This window comes from Sinorhizobium arboris LMG 14919, from assembly GCF_000427465.1.
Classification (GTDB): Bacteria; Pseudomonadota; Alphaproteobacteria; order Rhizobiales; family Rhizobiaceae; genus Sinorhizobium; species Sinorhizobium arboris.
The window spans coordinates 781,933-799,252 of sequence record NZ_ATYB01000014.1; the positions used below are offsets into that span (position 1 = coordinate 781,933).

Below are 17,320 nucleotides of genomic sequence, written 5' to 3' on the forward strand. Positions count from 1 at the left end.
ATGAGGAATTACGCACAAATGACGCGAGCTTTCGCGTCACGCGGCAGGATCGCAGTGGTGGCTTCGGGTGTAGCCCTCGCTGGCTGTGGCACGACCTCGTCCGGTCAAGGCGGGGCGATTGCCGGACTTGGCGCAGCTTCCACGCGCGTTGCGTCGTCTGCGACTTATATCGAGGCGCTCCAGGGCGGCGTCGTTTCGCGCCTTGGCGGCGTCGATCTCGGCAGGTCGGATCGGCAGAGGGCGCTTGAGGCGGAGTATCGGGCGCTCGAGGCCGCACCGGGCGGTCAGCCGGTCGCTTGGCAGGGGCGGGGCGTCAGCGGCTCCGTCGTGGCGGCAGCTCCCTATCAGGTCGGATCGCAGAATTGCCGACAATACAGTCATACCGTCACCGTCAAAGGCCAACAGGCCACGGCACGCGGCGCCGCATGCCGCAACAGCGATGGAAGCTGGACGCCGCTCACCTGAGCCGGTCCGTCTCCCATTCCGGCCGTTTTTGGCTGGGCGTTGAGCGCGGCCGGATTGTTTTGGGCGGGCGGATTCCTCTCGCTCGGCGCACTTCTTGCGACGAAACGCCTCAAATCTCCGTCATTGCCGGTTTTCGAGTTGGAATGACATGGACCTCATAGTATTCCCCAAGCATGTTTTTCTGGATCCTTGTCGCCATTCTGACGGCGGCTGTCGCAGCCGTGCTTCTTCTGCCGCTCATGCGGGCGGCAGCGCCATTGCCGTCTCGCCATAGTCACGACATCGAGGTCTATCGTGATCAGCTTGGCGAACTGGCGAGGGATCGGGAGGCTGGACTGATCGGCAGCGAGGAAGCCGAGCTTGCCAAGGCCGAGATCGCCCGCCGCATGCTGGCCGCCAGTGCCGCAGATCAGGCGGCCGCGGAGCGCGCGCCGAAGCGGCTTCTTTCCAACCGCCTCGCCCAGGTATTCATTTTCCTCTGTCTTCCGGCCGTCGGCCTCTGTCTGTATTTGACGACCGGGAGCCCCGGCGTACCGGCGCAGCCGCTCGCGGCACGGCTTGCCGACCCGGGCGGCGACGTCAACATTCTGATCGCGAAGGCCGAGAACCACCTGGCGCTCAATCCGGAAGACGGCGCCGGCTGGGATCTGCTGGCGCCGATCTACATGCGCCATGGCCGCGTGGACGATGCCGTTGCCGCCTACGACCGCGCGATTCGTCTGCTGGGGCAAACCCCGACACGAATGGGCGGTTACGCCGAGGCTCTGGTGGCGCAGGCCGGCGGCCTGGTCACATCCGAGGCGCAGAGCGCTCTGCAAAAGGCGCTTGCCCTCGATCCGGACGATCCACGCTCCGCATTCTACCTCGCGCTCGGCCTGAAGCAGGAGGGCAAACATGCCGAGGCGCTTGCGGCATTCCGCAAACTTGCGGCGCGCTCGCCGGCCGATGCGCCCTGGCTGTCTCTGGTGAACCAGCATATCGCGGAGCTCGCCGCCGGACCTGGCCCCGCCACGCCGGGGAATCCGGCGCCGGGTGATATCGCGGCCGCAAAGGAAATGAATGCCGGCGACCGGCAGGAGATGATCCGCGGCATGGTTGACAGTCTCGCGAGCCGCCTGAAGGACGACCCGGCCAACCTGGAAGGGTGGATGCGCCTGATCCGCTCCTATGCGGTGCTCGACCAGAGAGACAGGGCGAAGGATGCATTGCATGAAGGACTGAGGGCTTTCCCGGCAACGGGCGAGCAGGGCAAGCAGCTGCTGGCCCTGGCTCGGGAACTGGGGATCGACGCCAGCGGAGAGGCTGAATGACACGCAAGCAGAAAAGATTGGCAATAATCGGCGGCGGCGTGGCATTCCTGACGGCCGCGGTGCTGCTTGTCATGTTCGCCTTCAGCCAGGCCGTCGCCTATTTCTATGTTCCGGGCGATCTTGCGAAGGCCGACGTCGCGCCGGGGACGCGTATCCGGCTGGGCGGACTTGTCGAGGAGGGCTCCGTCAAGCGTGGCGAGGGCAGGACGGTCACCTTCGCGGTGACGGATACGCTTGCGACCGTTCCGGTGACCTATACGGGTATCCTGCCGGACCTCTTCCGCGAGGGTCAGGGTGTGGTGGCCGAAGGGGCTTTCGTCGGCGGCAGCCCGGTTTTCGTTGCGGACACCGTGCTCGCCAAGCATGATGAGACCTACATGCCGAAGGATGTCGCCGACCGCCTGAAAGCGCAGGGCGTCACGCTCGGCGGGGAGGAAAACATCCGATGATCATCGAACTCGGGCACTATGCACTGGTCTTGGCGCTCGCGACCGCGATCATCCAGGGCGTCCTGCCGGTACTGGGGGTGCGGCGCGGCGATCCTTCCTTGATGGGCCTGGCAGCAAACGCGGCGCTCGTCTGCTTCCTGCTGGTCGCTTTCTCTTTCGCGGTGCTGACATTCGCCTATGTAACGTCGGATTTCTCCGTCAAGAATGTCTGGGAGAACTCGCATTCCCTCAAGCCGCTGATCTACAAGATCACCGGAGTGTGGGGAAACCATGAAGGCTCCATGCTTCTCTGGCTGCTGATTCTCGTCTTCTTTTCCGCCATGGTGGCGCTCTTCGGCCGCAACCTGCCGGAGACGTTGAAGGCGAACGTGCTTGCAGTGCAGGCCTGGATCGCGACAGCCTTCGCACTCTTCGTCCTGCTGACCTCCAATCCCTTTGCTCGGCTCGTGCCGGCGCCGGGCGAGGGCAGGGACCTCAACCCCGTGCTGCAGGATATCGGGCTGGCGATCCACCCGCCCTTGCTCTATCTCGGTTATGTCGGATTTTCCGTATGCTTCTCCTTCGCGGTCGCCGCGCTTATCGAGGGGCGGATCGATGCCGCATGGGCGCGGTGGGTGCGGCCGTGGACACTCGCGGCCTGGACCTTTCTCACCGCCGGCATCGCCATGGGCTCGTACTGGGCCTATTACGAGCTCGGCTGGGGCGGCTGGTGGTTCTGGGACCCGGTGGAGAATGCCTCCTTCATGCCTTGGCTTGCCGGAACGGCGCTTCTGCACTCGGCTCTGGTCATGGAGAAGCGCGAAGCGCTGAAGATCTGGACCGTGCTGCTGGCGATCATGACCTTCTCGCTGTCGCTGCTCGGCACGTTCCTGGTGCGCTCGGGGGTGCTGACATCCGTGCATGCCTTCGCCACCGACCCGACGCGCGGCGTCTTCATTCTCGCCATCCTGGTCGTCTTCATAGGCGGCGCGTTTTCGCTCTTCGCCTTTCGTGCCTCCCATCTCAAGGCCGGGGGAATATTCGCGCCGATCTCGCGCGAGGGCGCACTCGTCTTGAACAACCTGATTCTGACGACGGCCACGGCGACGGTGCTGACCGGCACTCTCTATCCGCTGGTGCTGGAAGCACTGACCGGCGACAAGATCTCGGTCGGCGCACCCTTCTTCAACATGACGTTCGGTCTGCTGATGCTGCCGCTCATCGCCGTCGTTCCCTTCGGTCCGCTGCTTGCCTGGAAGCGCGGCGACCTCGCCGGTGCGTCGCAACGGCTGTTCGCAGCTGCCGCCGTCGGTCTGCTTGCCGCGGCGATCTGTTATTATGCGCTAAACGGTGGTCCGGTCCTGGCTCCCCTCGGCATCGGCCTCGGCGTCTATCTGATCCTGGGAGCGCTCACCGATCTTGTTTTGCGATCCGGTCTCGGCAAGGTGGCCGCAGGCGTCGCCTGGAGGCGGCTTTCGGGCCTGCCGCGTTCGGCATTCGGCACGTCGCTCGCCCATATCGGGGTTGGCATCACCCTGATCGGGATTGTCAGCGTTACGGCTTTCGAGACGGAAACGGTCGTCGAGATGAAACCGGGGGCGATGGTCGATGTCGGGCGTTACAGCCTGCGTTTTGACGGCATGCGTGAAGGGCGCGGGCCGAACTATACCGAGGAGGCCGGCCATTTCACCGTCAGCCGAGGCGGCGTTGCGGTTACCGATATCTGGTCGTCGAAACGGCTCTATTCGGCGCGCCGCATGCCGACGACCGAGGCCGGAATCCGGACCTTCGGCCTGAGCCAGCTGTATGTTTCCTTGGGCGACGATATGGCAGATGGCGGCGTCGTCGTCCGCATATGGTGGAAACCGATGATTCTCTGCATCTGGGGCGGCGCGCTCGTGATGATGGCCGGCGGCATCGTTTCGCTCAGTGACCGGCGCCTTCGCGTGGGCGCGCCCGCGCGTGCCAGAAAGGCGCTTGCCGTGGGAGCCGCCGAATGATCCGGCTGCTGCTTGCGCTCTTGCTTTTCCTGGCGTCCGTCGTTCCGAGCTTTGCCGTCAACCCGGACGAGGTGCTCGCGGATCCGGCACTCGAGGCGCGCGCCCGCGCGATCTCTGCCCAGCTCCGCTGCATGGTCTGCCAGAACCAATCGATCGACGATTCGAATGCCGAACTCGCCAAGGATCTGCGGCTGCTCGTACGCGAGCGCCTGAAGAACGGCGACACCGACGAGGCGGTGATCTCCTACGTCGTCTCGCGCTACGGTCAATTCGTTCTCCTGAACCCCCGCTTCGAAGCCAAGACGCTCGTGTTGTGGGGAATGCCCGCTATCCTGCTCGTGGTCGGCATCCTCACCCTCGTCGTGGCAGCACGCCGCCGCGGCGCAAGAGCTCCGGGCGTGCCGCTTTCGGACGAGGAAAAGGAAAGGCTGGACAGGCTTCTGAGGTCCTGACCTCGGGCGGGAGGTACGCTCGGGCATTGCGCGAACGGCCCATCCATTCCCTGCCTCGTCTGCTTGACCGGAACATTACCAAAAATTCATCCGCCGGACAGAACTCAGTAATGTCCCGCCCGTTACATCTTACGGCACGGGCTGTTTCCTCCAGTCACAGCCATACGAGCGGGTCTCCGGCGGTGAGGCCGTTGGACCCGGCTCGGGGAAAAGGTTCGTAGCCTGCCGCGCAGGCGGGCTTCATGAAAGAGAGAAGGCAAAACGAATGTCTACGTTCAAAGCTCCCCGTCCCTCCTTGAAGACTGTGCTGAAGACTACGACGGTTGCCGGCCTCGCAGCCGTGCTGCTGACGACCGGCCTGCCGGCCGAAGTCGCGCAGTCCTTCGCCGAAGCCGTGAGAGTGCAGGCCCCGGCCGTTCCGAGTTTCGCCAATGTGGTCGACGCCGTTTCGCCGGCGGTCGTCTCCGTCCGCGTGCAGGCGCGTGAGCGCGTCAGCGACGACGAAAGCAACTTCACCTTCGATTTCGGCGGCCGCGGATTCGAAGATCTGCCGGAAGACCATCCGCTGCGGCGCTTCTTCCGCGAATTCGCTCCGCGTGAAAACGATCGTGCCGATCGCTGGCGCGACCGCCGCGGTCCCCGCGGTGAAGGTCGTCTCCGTCCGCGTGCGCAAGGCTCCGGCTTCTTCATCACCGAGGATGGCTACCTGGTCACCAATAACCACGTCGTTTCCGACGGCTCGGCCTTTACCGTTATCATGAACGACGGAACCGAGCTCGACGCCAAGCTCGTCGGCAAGGACAGCCGGACCGACCTCGCCGTGCTCAAGGTCGATGACAAGCGCAAGTTCACTCACGTCACCTTCGCCGACGACGAAAAGGTGCGCGTCGGTGACTGGGTCGTGGCTGTCGGTAATCCCTTCGGCCTCGGCGGCACGGTGACTGCGGGCATCATCTCCGCTCGGGGTCGCGATATCGGCTCCGGTCCCTACGATGATTACCTGCAGGTCGACGCAGCGGTGAACCGCGGCAATTCCGGCGGCCCGACCTTCAACCTGTCAGGCGAGGTCGTCGGCATCAACACGGCCATCTTCTCGCCCTCCGGCGGCAATGTCGGCATCGCCTTCGCAATTCCCGCCTCGGTCGCGAAGGACGTCGTGGACGCCCTGATCAAGGACGGCACGGTTTCGCGTGGCTGGCTGGGTGTCCAGATCCAGCCGGTGACGAAGGATATCGCCGAGTCGCTCGGCCTTTCCGAGGCGAAGGGCGCCCTCGTCATCGAACCGCAGGCAGGTTCGCCGGGTGAAAAGGCAGGCATCAAGAACGGCGATGTCGTGACGGCGCTGAATGGCGAGCCGATCAAGGATCCGCGCGACCTTGCGCGGCGCGTCGCGGCCTTGCGCCCCGGTTCCACCGCCGAGGTTTCGCTGTGGCGCGACGGCAAGTCCGAGACGGTCCAGCTCGAGATCGGCACGCTGCCGAGCGATGCCAAGGAGACGGCACCGGCTACCGGTGAAGCGCAGCCCGACGAAGGGCAGGCCGGCGAAGAGGCGCTGGCCGACCTCGGCCTGACGGTGGTGCCGTCGGACGACGGCAAGGGCGTCACGATCGCATCCGTCGATCCGGACTCCGACGCCGGCGATCGCGGCCTGAAGGAAGGCGAGAAGATCGTCTCCGTCAACAACCAGGAAGTGAGGTCGGCAGACGACGTTCTTAAGGTGATCAACAACGCCAAGAAGGACGGGCGCAGCAAGGCTTTGTTCCAGATCGAGGCCCAGGAAGGCAGCCGCTTCGTCGCGCTTCCCATCGCTCAGAGCTGAGACACCGTGGAGCGGGGGCGCGGACTTTGCGAACCCGCTCCGACTTCAGAGCGCCGCGACATCCAGCGCATGTCGCGGCGCTTTGTGTTTCGAATCCCGCAAGCCACAGCAAACCGAAACCGGTTGAGACGAACAAAGGTCCGGGACTATGGTCACCCGTATGAAGATTCTGATTGTTGAAGACGATCTCGAGGCCGCCGCCTATCTTGCCAAGGCCTTCCGCGAGGCAGGCATAGTCTGCGATCACGCGAGCGACGGTGAGAGCGGCTTGTTCATGGCGAGTGAGAATGCCTATGATGTGCTTGTCGTCGACCGCATGCTTCCCCGCCGCGACGGCCTGTCGCTGATCACGGAATTGAGGCGCAAGGACATCCACACGCCGGTGCTCATTCTATCCGCACTTGGCCAGGTGGACGACCGCGTCACGGGCCTTCGCGCCGGCGGCGACGATTACCTGCCGAAGCCCTACGCCTTCAGCGAGCTTCTCGCCCGCGTCGAGGTGCTCGGCCGGCGAAAGGGCGCACCCGAGCAGGACATGGTCTATCGCGTCGGCGACCTCGAGCTCGATCGCCTTTCCCATTCCGTCCGGCGGCAGGGCAAGGAGATCCCGTTGCAGCCGCGCGAATTCCGGCTCCTCGAATATCTGATGAAGAATGCCGGGCAGGTGGTGACGAGAACCATGCTGCTCGAGAACGTCTGGGACTATCATTTCGATCCTCAGACCAACGTGATCGACGTGCATGTTTCGCGGCTGCGTTCGAAGATCGAAAAGGACTTCGACCGGCCGTTGCTGAGAACGATCCGCGGCGCCGGATACATGATCAAGGACGACCGGGCTGCGGACGCATGAGCAGGATCAGTGTGCTGTTCAGGACGACCGCAGTCAGGCTCTCTGCGCTCTATCTGATTCTGTTCTCCCTTTGCGCCGCCTTTCTCGTCTTCTACGTGACCGGCATGTCGGAGCGTCTCCTGCAGCAGCAGACGCGCGACGCGATCGCTGGCGAGGTAACCCAGATCGCAGATGTCTACGACCGCGCCGGAATCAACGGGCTGCTTCGTTCGCTGGAGCGCCGGGCACGTCAGCCGGGAGCGAATCTCTATGTCATTGCGGGGCCGAACGGCGAAATTCTCGCCGGCAATGTGGCGGCACTCGAGCCCGGGCTCCTCGACGACGAGGGCTGGAAATCGGAGCCGTTCCGCTATCGGCGCTTCACCGACGAGAGCCGTACCGACAGGCACGTCGCCCTTGCCCAGGTCCTGGTGCTCGACAACGGTCTGAGGATACTCGTCGGCCGTGACCTGCAGGAGCCCGAGAAGTTCCGCGTGCTTGTCCGTCAGGCACTGATGGTCGCGCTTGGCATCATGGGGCTCGGCGCGCTGGTCATCTGGTTCGGCATCGGCCGCAATGCTCTGCGCCGCATCGACCGGATGTCGGAGGCCAGCACCAAGATCATGGCGGGCGACCTCTCGCAGCGCTTGCCGACAAGCGGCTCAGGCGACGAATTCGACCGGCTTTCGGAATCGCTGAATGCAATGCTCGGGCGCATCGAAAAGCTGAACGAAGGACTGAAACAGGTCTCGGACAACATAGCGCATGATCTCAAGACGCCGCTGACGCGCTTGCGCAACAGGGCGGAGGCGGCGCTCGCCGATACCGAAGGGGGCAATCAGAGCAGCGCCCTCGAACAGATCATCGCCGAGTCCGATCAACTGATTCGTACCTTCAACGCGCTTCTGATGATCTCCCGTGTCGAAGCGGGTTCCGCCGTCGCCGAGATGAGCGAGGTCGACCTGGCGCAGATCGTGGCGGATTGCGTAGAGCTCTACGAGCCGCTGGCGGAAGACAAGGAAATGCGCATCGAAGCGGAGGCCGTGCCCGGAGTGATGATTTCCGGCAATCGCGAACTGATCAGCCAGGCGTTGGGCAACCTGATCGACAATGCGATCAAATATGCGGAAGGTGCCGAAGATCCGTTGATACGGGTTGAAATGACGAGAAGCGATCGTCACGTCGTCTTGACCGTTGCCGACCATGGGCCCGGCATACCCGAGAATATGCGCGGAGAGGTCGTCAAGCGTTTCGTTCGCCTGGACGAAAGCCGGTCGAAGCCGGGGACGGGCCTCGGCCTGTCGCTCGTCGAGGCGGTCATGGAGATGCACCGCGGTTCGCTGGAACTGGCGGCGACGGAGGAGGACGGCCAGGGGCTTACGGTCCGCATGGTTTTCCCGGCGGTTGCAAGCTGATAAACCCGTAGCGGGAACCGATGGAGAGGTTGTACATGGCGGAAGCGATCGAGCGGTCTTTGTCGGATATCCACGTGGTGCCGATCCGCCCGGCAAGCCAGGCGGATGCCAAGGCCGCCGTTTCCGTCCTCAAGGATGCGGCGAAAGGCAACGAACGCATCGCGAAGCTCGTTGCATCGGACGCGCCGCTCAAGGATTTTCTCGTCGCCGCCTTCGCGCTCTCGCCGTTCCTGCGGGATACGGCGCGCAGCCATCCGGAGATCCTCGAAACATTGCTTTCTGAAACGCTGCCGGCGTTCTTGAAGCGCAGGATCGAGGCCGCCCGGAGAGCCTGGCAGGCCGAAGCGCCTGGGACGGCGCTGCCGGACACTGAGATCATGGCACGGCTGAGGCGGGCGAAGCGGGAGGTGGCCTTTGCCGTCGCGCTTGCGGATCTTTCGCGCCTCTTCCGCGGCCGGGAGACGACACGGTGGCTCAGCGATTTTGCAGAGGCGGCCGTGTCGGCCGCCATCGATCACCTGCTGCTCGGCGCGCATGAAAGCGGCAAGTTGGCGTTGAAGGACAGTTCCGCGCCGTCCTCCGCCTCGGGCGTCGTCGTGCTCGGCATGGGCAAGCTCGGCGCAGGCGAACTCAACTATTCGTCCGATATCGACCTCGTCGTCTTCTACGATGCGCAGTCGGGCGTCATCGTGGAGCGGGACGATGCCCCGGAAACCTTCGCCCGGCTGTTGAGGCGCTTGATCCGCATCCTGCAGGAGAGAACCGGCGAAGGATATGTCTTCCGCACGGACCTGCGGCTTAGGCCCGACCCGGGCTCGACGCCGCTCGCCATCCCAGTCGAGGCGGCAATGCTCTATTACGAGAGCAGGGGGCAGAACTGGGAACGGGCTGCTTTCATCAAGGCGCGGCCGATCGCGGGCGATATCGAGGCCGGCGAACGCTTCCTCAAGGAACTGACGCCCTTCGTCTTTCGCAAATATCTCGACTATGCGGCGATCGCCGACATTCACTCGATCAAGCGGCAGATCCACGCCCATAAGGGGCACGGGGAAATCGCCGTGAAGGGTCACAACATCAAGCTCGGGCGCGGCGGCATCCGCGAGATCGAGTTCTTCGTGCAAACACAGCAGCTGATCGCCGGCGGCCGCACGCCCGCGCTGCGGCTTCGCGAAACGGAAACGATGCTGCGGACGCTCGCCGAGAGCGGCTGGATCGACGGGGCGTCCGCCGAGGAACTGATCGAGGCTTACTGGTTCCTGCGCGACGTCGAGCATCGCATCCAGATGGTGCATGACGAGCAGACGCATCTCCTTCCGGAGACCGAAGCGGAACTCAAGCGGATCGCCTATATGCTCGGCTTCGAGGATACGGCATCCTTCTCGAATGCTCTGTCGGGTGTGCTGCGCACGGTCGAGCGGCGCTATGCGCAACTCTTCGAGCAGGAGGTGAAGCTATCCACCGAGACGGGGAATCTGGTCTTCACCGGCCAACAGGACGATCCGGATACGCTTGAAACGCTGAAGAAACTGGGCTTCCAGCGGCCGTCCGACATCGCCCGCACCATCCGCACCTGGCACTACGGGCGCTATCGCGCAACACAGTCGGTCGAAGCGCGCGAGCGGCTTACGGAACTGACGCCGGAACTCCTGCGCGTCTTCGGTGAAAGCCGACGGGCGGATGAAGCGTTTCTGCGTTTCGACCACTTCCTCTCGGGGCTGCCCGCCGGGATCCAGCTTTTCTCCCTGCTCGGCAACAATCCCGGCCTCCTGTCGCTGATCGTCAATATCATGTCGTCGGCCCCGCGTCTGGCGGACATCATCGCCGCCAAACCGCACGTCTTCGACGGCATGCTCGAACCGGGGCTGCTTGCGGAACTGCCGACGAGGGACTATCTGGCGCCGCGTATCGCCAATTTCGTCGCCGGAGGACGGCATTATGAGGAGGTGCTGGATCGCTTGCGCATCATCGCCGCCGAGCAGCGCTTCCTGATCGGCATCCGGCTCCTCACGGGAGCCATCACCGGCCTGCAGGCGGGACGGGCTCTCACCGATCTCGCCGATCTGATCATCGCCGCGGCGCTCGACGCGGTCCTGGAGGAGGTCCGGTCGGCGCATGGCCATTTCCCCGGCGGCCGGGTCGCAATCGTCGGAATGGGCAAGCTCGGCAGCCACGAATTGACCGCCGGTTCCGACATCGACCTCATCCTGCTCTATGACTACGACGACAAAGTGCTGGAGTCCGATGGCGCAAAGCCGCTCGATCCGGTTCGCTATTTTACGCGGGTAACACAACGGCTGATCGCCGCGCTGTCGGCGCCGACCGCAGAGGGCATCCTCTACGACGTGGACATGCGGCTGCGACCCTCCGGCAACAAGGGGCCGGTTGCGACGCGCATAACCGCTTTCGCCAAGTATCAGCGAACGGAAGCCTGGACCTGGGAGCATCTGGCGCTGACTCGGGCGCGCTGCATCTGCGGCGATGAGAGTCTCGTCGGCGAAGCGGAGGCGATCTTTGCCGAGGTCCTCTCTGAAAAGCGGGATATCGCAAAGATCCGTATGGATGTCGCGGAGATGCGCGGCCTGATCGACAAGGAGAAGCCGCCGAAGGATATCTGGGACTTCAAGCTCATTCCCGGCGGCCTGGTCGATATCGAGTTCATCGCCCAGTACCTCGCCCTGGTCGCGCCGGCGAAGGGAGTGACGCCGCCTGCTGCCGGTACGCAGACGCTCGAGGCGCTGAAGACGCTTGGTGCCGGCATGATGCATGCGAACGACCTCGATACGGCCGCCGAAGCGCTTGTGCTGTTCACGGAGCTATCGCAGCTCGTGCGCCTCTGCATCGATGGCGACTTCGACCCGAGGGAAGCGCCGGCCGGCCTCGTGGATCTCGTCTGCCGTGCCGGCGACTATCCGGACCTGACGCATCTCGAGGCCGATATTCGTCGTCTCTCGAAGGCCGTGCGCCGGATCTTCCAGGCGGTTATCGCTGCAGCGTAAGCGGGCGTGGCGGGGTCAGGCCCGGTCGGGAATCCTGACCGAGATGATGGTCCCGACATTTTCCGCCGAATGGATCTTCATGGTCCCGCCGTGGAGCCGCGTCAGCGAGCGCGAGATGGCGAGTCCGAGCCCGGAGCCGCCCTTGCTCTTGGCATATTGGCTCTGCACCTGTTCGAAGGGCTGACCGATCTTCTGCAACGCGTCCTTTGGAATACCGATGCCGGAATCCGCGATCGTCAGCGTGACCGCGCCCCTCACTTTACGCGCCCGCAAGGAGATGCGTCCGCCTTCATTGGTGAACTTGACAGCATTGGAGAGGAGATTGAGCAGAACCTGCTTCATCGCGCGCCGATCGGCGAACATCGTCAGGCCCGAGGATATCTGCTGGACCACGCGGATGTTCTTTCGCTCTGCCGGAATTGTGGTGAAACGAAGCGTCTCCTCGATCAGCGGAGCGAGGTCGATCCTCTCGCGCGTGATGCGCATATGGCCGGCCTCGATCTTCGACATGTCGAGTATGTCGTTGATGACGTTGAGCAGATGCTTGCCGCTTTCGAAAATATCGCGTGAATATTCGTGGTACTTCTCCGAGCCGAGCGGGCCGAACATCTGGTCCTGCAGGATTTCCGAGAAGCCTAGAATGGCGTTCAGCGGTGTGCGCAGCTCGTGTGACATGTTGGCGAGGAATTCGGACTTGGCCCGGTTCGCCGCCTCGGCGCGTTCTTTCTCCGCCTGATAGTTCGCGTTTGCGACGGAGAGTTCGGCCTTCTGCTGCTCAAGTGTTACGCGCGAGGCAGAGAGGTCGCCGATGGTCGCCATCAGCCGCCGCTCGGATTCGCGCAGACGCACCTGATGCCGCTTGAGCAGCGTGATGTCCGTGCCGACCGAAACGAGGCCGCCGTCGCGCGTGCGCCGCTCGTTGATCTGCAGCCAGCGTTCGTCGGCAAGCTGCACTTCGGTCGTCTGCGACTGGTTGCTTCGGTCCGGATCGGCGACGCGCCGTTCGACAACCGGCCTTGCCGCTGCTGCATGGACGGTCGTGCGTTCGGTGCCGGGCACCAGCACGTGGTCGGGCAATTGCCAGGCTTGCTGATAGTGGGTGTTGCACATCACCAGGCGATCGTGCTTGTCCCAAAGCACGAAAGCTTCAGAGGTACACTCGATCGCATCCGCGAGGCGCTGATCGGCCTCGGCGTAACGCTGGGCAAGCCTGTGCTGTTCGGTCACGTCCATCGCAATGCCGATGAGATGCGTCCGGCCGGATACGGTGCGGATCACCTGGGCGCGTGCTCGAAGCCATACGAAGTGACCATCGGCATGGCGCATGCGGAACACCTGATCGATCTGGCGCTCGTTGCCCTTGGCGATCGCCCGCGCGACCCGGTATATGCCCCGATCCTCGACATGCATGAGACGGGCGGCATCGCCGAACGACAGCACGCTCGCGTCGCCCGGCATGCCGAGCATCTCGTACATCGAGCGGGACCAGAAGAGCCGCCTGTTGTCGAGGTCGAAGTCCCAGAGGCCGCAGCGTCCGCGGGAGAGGGCCGTTTCGACGCGCAGGTTCGATTCGGCAAAGACCGCATCGGCATCGCGGGCACGCTTTGCCTGGATGTAGTAGGCATACAGGACGACCATCAGGATCGCCGAAACACCGGCAAACAGCGTGACGTTGAGCGAGATTTCGTCGCGCCAGGCCGCCTCGAATCGGGCGGTCGACGTTGCCGCCAGAACGGCGCCGCCGGAATCCGGCAATTGCCGGAGGGCAATGAAATGCTCGATGCCGTCGATCGAGGCTTTCACGATGCTGGCGCCCTCGCCGTAATACTGCAGCGTGGCGACCTCGGGAGCGATTGCGGAGAGTGTGCGTCCGATGAGATGGACGCCATCCTGTGTGCCGGCAAATACGCGGCCGTCTCTGCGGACCGTCAGCAGGAAAATCCCGGCATCCAGAATGTCGGCGGGCAGAAATTCGGTGAGCCGCCGTTCGACCTCCCAGCGGCGGCCATCGGCGAAGAGTTCCGCTCCGTCGGTCTGGAATGCACCGGCTGCCGCCGCCGCCGCAAGGCTGACCGATCGGCGGGAGGAGGCCTCCATGCGGGCGTGCTCGTCCATGATGCCCGACATCCGTGAGATTGCCACGATGAGCAGAAAAGCGATGATGAGGATCGGGATGGACCGTTTGAGCATTGGCTCGGCCATGGCGAGCTTCCGCGATGCCGGTTCGGCAAAGATCTTCGCCTGCTCGATGAACTCTCGTTCGAGGCCCGAAAAGCCCGGAAACTTGAGTCGCAACCGCCCCTCGGCTGCGCTTCCCCGTCGCGCGTCCGCCATCTTTTCCAATTTGTCGTCCTCGAGAAGCGTTCCGCACTCGATAATGCTGCAGGGAACGCCTTGATTCTTCTCAGTCTGAAACGTCGACCCCGTCTTCAGCGGTTTCCCGGAAGCGGGCGATTCAGTGATTCGGCGCGCCGCTCGCCCGAATCTGACTCAATGAATCACAGGGCGATTCGCCTTGTCCAGAGGTAATGGTAAAGATTTGTTAACCATATCTCATCGTTGGGAAATGATAGCCGGACTGCTGGAGCCTGTTGAGACTCGTCCGGAGTCCATGACGACCGATGGGCGGGATGGATATCGGCGTTGAAGCTCCGGTCGGTTTTGTCGGCGCGCATGGCGCGATGCGCTTGAACTCCTTGAGGGCCGACTCGGCTGCGCAGCCTGCTGCCTGTTTCCTTTGAATCGTTGCCGACCAAAGGACAAAAACATGCAGCAGATCGAAGTGCTTAAGCGGCCGCGTCCAATAAGAAGCGCGGCGCTTTAGGAAGCGTATCGGAGGACTGCAATCTCTCCTCGCCCTGTGACAAGCACAGGGACGAGGAGATCAAACAAGCCGCGGGCCGGTGCTCGTCAGTGCTCGTCCTTGAGCATGCGATCGACGATGTCGCTCACATCGGCGGAAAGGTTGGAGGCGCGCGCGACCTCTTCGAGCGCGCTGCAGGCGTGGCCGGCCCGGGTACTTTCAAGCGACCGCCAGGAACGCATCGACGTAAGAATACGCGCCGCAAGCTGCGGGTTGCGCGCATCGATGTCGAGAATCTGTCGGGCAAGGAAACGATAGCCTTCACCGTCGAGGCGGTTGAAGCCGGTGGCATTCGCGAAGGCGAATGTGCCGACCAGCGAACGAACGCGGTTCGGATTGCTGGCGTTGAAGAGCGGATCCGACATCAGCCCCCGAACGCGGTCGAGCGTCGACGGCCCTGGGATCGTCGCCTGAATGGCGAACCACTTGTCGATGACCAGCGCGTTGTCGGCAAAGCGCTTCTTGAACGCCGCCAGGGCGTCAGCTGTCGCCTCGGCCTCCGGAAACCGGTGCGCAAGAAGCGTCAGCGCGTGGCTGAGATCGGTCATGTTGTTGGCGGAGCGAAACGCGTCAGCGGCTTTTTGCGGGCTCCCGTCGGCATAGACGAGATAGGTAAGCCCCGAATTGCGCAGGGCCCGCCGTCCGGCGCTCTCGGCGTCCGGACGGAACGGACCGGACAGGGACATCTCGTTCACCAGTCGCGCAAAAGTATCTTTGCCGGCCTGGGCGATGGCGGCCAGGACAGCCTGGCGCCCGGAATGAATGGCATCCGGATCGTTGTTGCCGCCGATTTCGCGGCCTATGTCGGTTTCGCTGGGCAGCGAAAGCACTTGCGACCGGAACGCCGGCTCAAGCCGGTCGTCGGCGGCCGCGGCAAGCAGGGCATCGACAAGCGCATCGTCACAGGCAACGGGCTGGCCGGCACGCGCCTGTGCCGCCGCCGTGACGAGATTGTCGAGGGCCATCGTGTTCAGCGCCTGCCAACGTGCGAAGAGGTCGGTCTCGTGGCGCGCAATCAGCGCGCGATCCTCGGCGCTCTGCGCCACGTGCAGATTGACAGGCGCGGAGAAACCGCGGTTGAAGGAGGGGACCGGCTCGGATGGAATGCCGGAAAAGGTGACGGTCTGCTTGCGCTCGGTCAGGTGCAGTACGTCGCCGGCGATCTCCGCGCCGGAGACGGCCGAGGGCTTTGCCTCGCTTCCGTCCGGAAGCAACAGTCCGAAGCGGAGCGGAATATGCATCGGCGCCTTGCTGCTCTGCCCCGGCGTCGGCGGAACGGTCTGCTCCAGCGACAGCGTGTATGTCTGCTTGGAGGCGTCATAGGTGCCCGAAGCGGTGACGAGCGGCGTTCCGGCCTGATGATACCAGAGCGAGAACTGCTTGAGGTCTCGACCGCTTGCGGTCTCGAAACAGGCGACGAAGTCCTCGATCGTCACCGCTTGGCCGTCGTGACGCTCGAAGTAGAGGTCCATGCCCTTCTTGAAGAGGTCGCGGCCGAGCACCGTCGCGATCATCCGCGTGACCTCGGATCCCTTCTCATAAACCGTGGTCGTGTAGAAGTTGTTGATTTCTCTGTATTGCGTCGGGCGTACGGGGTGGGCGAGGGGGCCGGTATCCTCGGGGAATTGCTCGGATTTCAAATGCCGCACCTCGGCGATACGCTTCACGGCGCGCGAACGCATGTCGGCGGAAAATTCGTGGTCGCGATAGACGGTCAGGCCTTCCTTCAGGCAGAGCTGAAACCAGTCGCGGCAGGTGATGCGGTTGCCGGTCCAGTTGTGGAAATATTCGTGGGCGATGATCGCCTCGATATTGGCATAGTCCGCATCGGTCGCCGTTTCCGGATCGGCGAGCACATATTTATCGTTGAAGATGTTGAGCCCCTTGTTCTCCATGGCGCCCATGTTGAAATCGGAGACTGCGACGATCATGAAGATGTCGAGATCGTACTCGCGGCCGAAGACCTGCTCATCCCATCTCATCGACCGCTTCAGCGCATCCATGGCGTAGGCGGCGCGCGGCTCTTTGCCGTGTTCGACATAGATTTTGAGGACGACGTCCCGGCCGGAAGCGGTGGTGAACGTGTCCTCGACTACCCCGAGATCGCCGGCAACGAGCGCGAAGAGATAGCTCGGTTTGGGATGCGGATCGAACCAGGAGGCGAAATGACGGCCGTCGCCCATGTCGGCGCCGCCGAGATAGTTGCCGTTCGAAAGCAGAAGCGGTGCGGCAGCCTTGTCGGCGATGATGTTGACGGTATAGACCGCCAGCACGTCGGGACGATCCGGGAAGTAGGTGATGCGACGGAAACCTTCCGCTTCGCACTGGGTGCAGTAGACGTTACTGGTGCGATAGAGGCCCATCAGCTTGGTGTTGGCTTCCGGAGACAGGGCCGTCGTGACAGTGATCTCGAAGGGGGCGGCTTCCGGCAGTCCGCGAATGGTAAGCGTGTCGTCCGTCGCTTCATAGAGCGTGCCGGGTATCGCTTCCTGATCGAGCAGCAGGCCGGTCATGACGAGCTCGTCGCCGTCGAGAACGAGCGGTGCCGAAGGGGCGACGCCTTGGCGGCGATGGAAGATCATGCGCGCCTCGACCTTCGTCTCCCGCGGATCGAGTTCGAAAGTCAGGTCCACCCTCTCGAGAACGAAATCGGTCGGCCGGTAGTTTTCCAGATGAACGATCTGGCCAGTGTTTGTCCGCATGGTCAGTCCTGCTTGCGCCTTCTTGCTCTTCGCCTTCTAGA

At 63.5% G+C, this 17,320-nt stretch carries 11 protein-coding genes; 9 read left to right on the forward strand and 2 right to left on the reverse strand.

The features are described 5' to 3' along the window. The first annotated feature begins 18 nt into the window (after window positions 1-18). The 9 genes from SINAR_RS0114865 to SINAR_RS0114905 all read left to right on the forward strand — a co-directional run bounded on the left by SINAR_RS0114865 (window position 19) and on the right by SINAR_RS0114905 (window position 11,714). The gene (locus SINAR_RS0114865; protein ID WP_027999839.1) at window positions 19-465 is read left to right on the forward strand and encodes an RT0821/Lpp0805 family surface protein; all 447 of its coding nucleotides are present in this window, start codon (window positions 19-21) and stop codon (window positions 463-465) included. A 173-nt stretch (window positions 466-638) separates the two neighbouring features. Beyond that, entirely contained in the window at window positions 639-1,775 is a 1,137-nt protein-coding gene (ccmI, locus tag SINAR_RS0114870) for a c-type cytochrome biogenesis protein CcmI (protein WP_027999840.1), read from the forward strand. Then, on the forward strand, window positions 1,772-2,224 hold the full coding sequence (gene ccmE, locus SINAR_RS0114875; RefSeq protein ID WP_027999841.1) for a cytochrome c maturation protein CcmE: 453 nt from the start codon (window positions 1,772-1,774) through the stop codon (window positions 2,222-2,224). Before ccmI ends, ccmE begins: the two co-directional genes overlap by 4 nt. Further along, on the forward strand, window positions 2,221-4,203 hold the full coding sequence (locus SINAR_RS0114880; RefSeq protein ID WP_027999842.1) for a heme lyase CcmF/NrfE family subunit: 1,983 nt from the start codon (window positions 2,221-2,223) through the stop codon (window positions 4,201-4,203). Before ccmE ends, SINAR_RS0114880 begins: the two co-directional genes overlap by 4 nt. Further along, complete coding sequence (locus SINAR_RS0114885) at window positions 4,200-4,655, forward strand: cytochrome c-type biogenesis protein (RefSeq protein ID WP_027999843.1); 456 nt, start codon at window positions 4,200-4,202, stop codon at window positions 4,653-4,655. Before SINAR_RS0114880 ends, SINAR_RS0114885 begins: the two co-directional genes overlap by 4 nt. A 265-nt stretch (window positions 4,656-4,920) precedes the next feature. Further along, window positions 4,921-6,474 (forward strand): Do family serine endopeptidase, encoded by a 1,554-nt coding sequence (locus SINAR_RS0114890; protein ID WP_027999844.1) that lies wholly within the window; start codon window positions 4,921-4,923, stop codon window positions 6,472-6,474. A gap of 148 nt (window positions 6,475-6,622) precedes the next feature. After that, window positions 6,623-7,324 (forward strand): response regulator transcription factor, encoded by a 702-nt coding sequence (locus tag SINAR_RS0114895; protein WP_027999845.1) that lies wholly within the window; start codon window positions 6,623-6,625, stop codon window positions 7,322-7,324. Further along, the gene (locus tag SINAR_RS0114900) at window positions 7,321-8,718 is read left to right on the forward strand and encodes a sensor histidine kinase (RefSeq protein ID WP_027999846.1); all 1,398 of its coding nucleotides are present in this window, start codon (window positions 7,321-7,323) and stop codon (window positions 8,716-8,718) included. The genes SINAR_RS0114895 and SINAR_RS0114900 overlap by 4 nt, the downstream gene beginning before the upstream one ends. A gap of 35 nt (window positions 8,719-8,753) precedes the next feature. Then, window positions 8,754-11,714, forward strand: coding sequence for a bifunctional [glutamine synthetase] adenylyltransferase/[glutamine synthetase]-adenylyl-L-tyrosine phosphorylase (locus SINAR_RS0114905; RefSeq protein ID WP_027999847.1), 2,961 nt, complete (start codon window positions 8,754-8,756; stop codon window positions 11,712-11,714). Between the two features lie 15 nt (window positions 11,715-11,729). Here SINAR_RS0114905 and SINAR_RS0114910 read toward each other — a convergent pair whose 3' ends face one another. Together SINAR_RS0114910 and pepN are read right to left on the reverse strand one after the other, a co-directional pair. Continuing rightward, window positions 11,730-14,057: a PAS domain-containing sensor histidine kinase gene (locus tag SINAR_RS0114910; protein ID WP_027999848.1), complete on the reverse strand. Its 2,328-nt coding sequence runs from the start codon at window positions 14,055-14,057 to the stop codon at window positions 11,730-11,732. A 567-nt stretch (window positions 14,058-14,624) separates the two neighbouring features. Further along, window positions 14,625-17,279 carry an aminopeptidase N gene (gene pepN / locus SINAR_RS0114920; RefSeq protein ID WP_027999849.1) on the reverse strand — a complete coding sequence of 885 codons (2,655 nt, stop codon included), beginning with the start codon at window positions 17,277-17,279 and terminating at the stop codon, window positions 14,625-14,627. Between the last annotated feature and the right edge of the window lie 41 nt (window positions 17,280-17,320).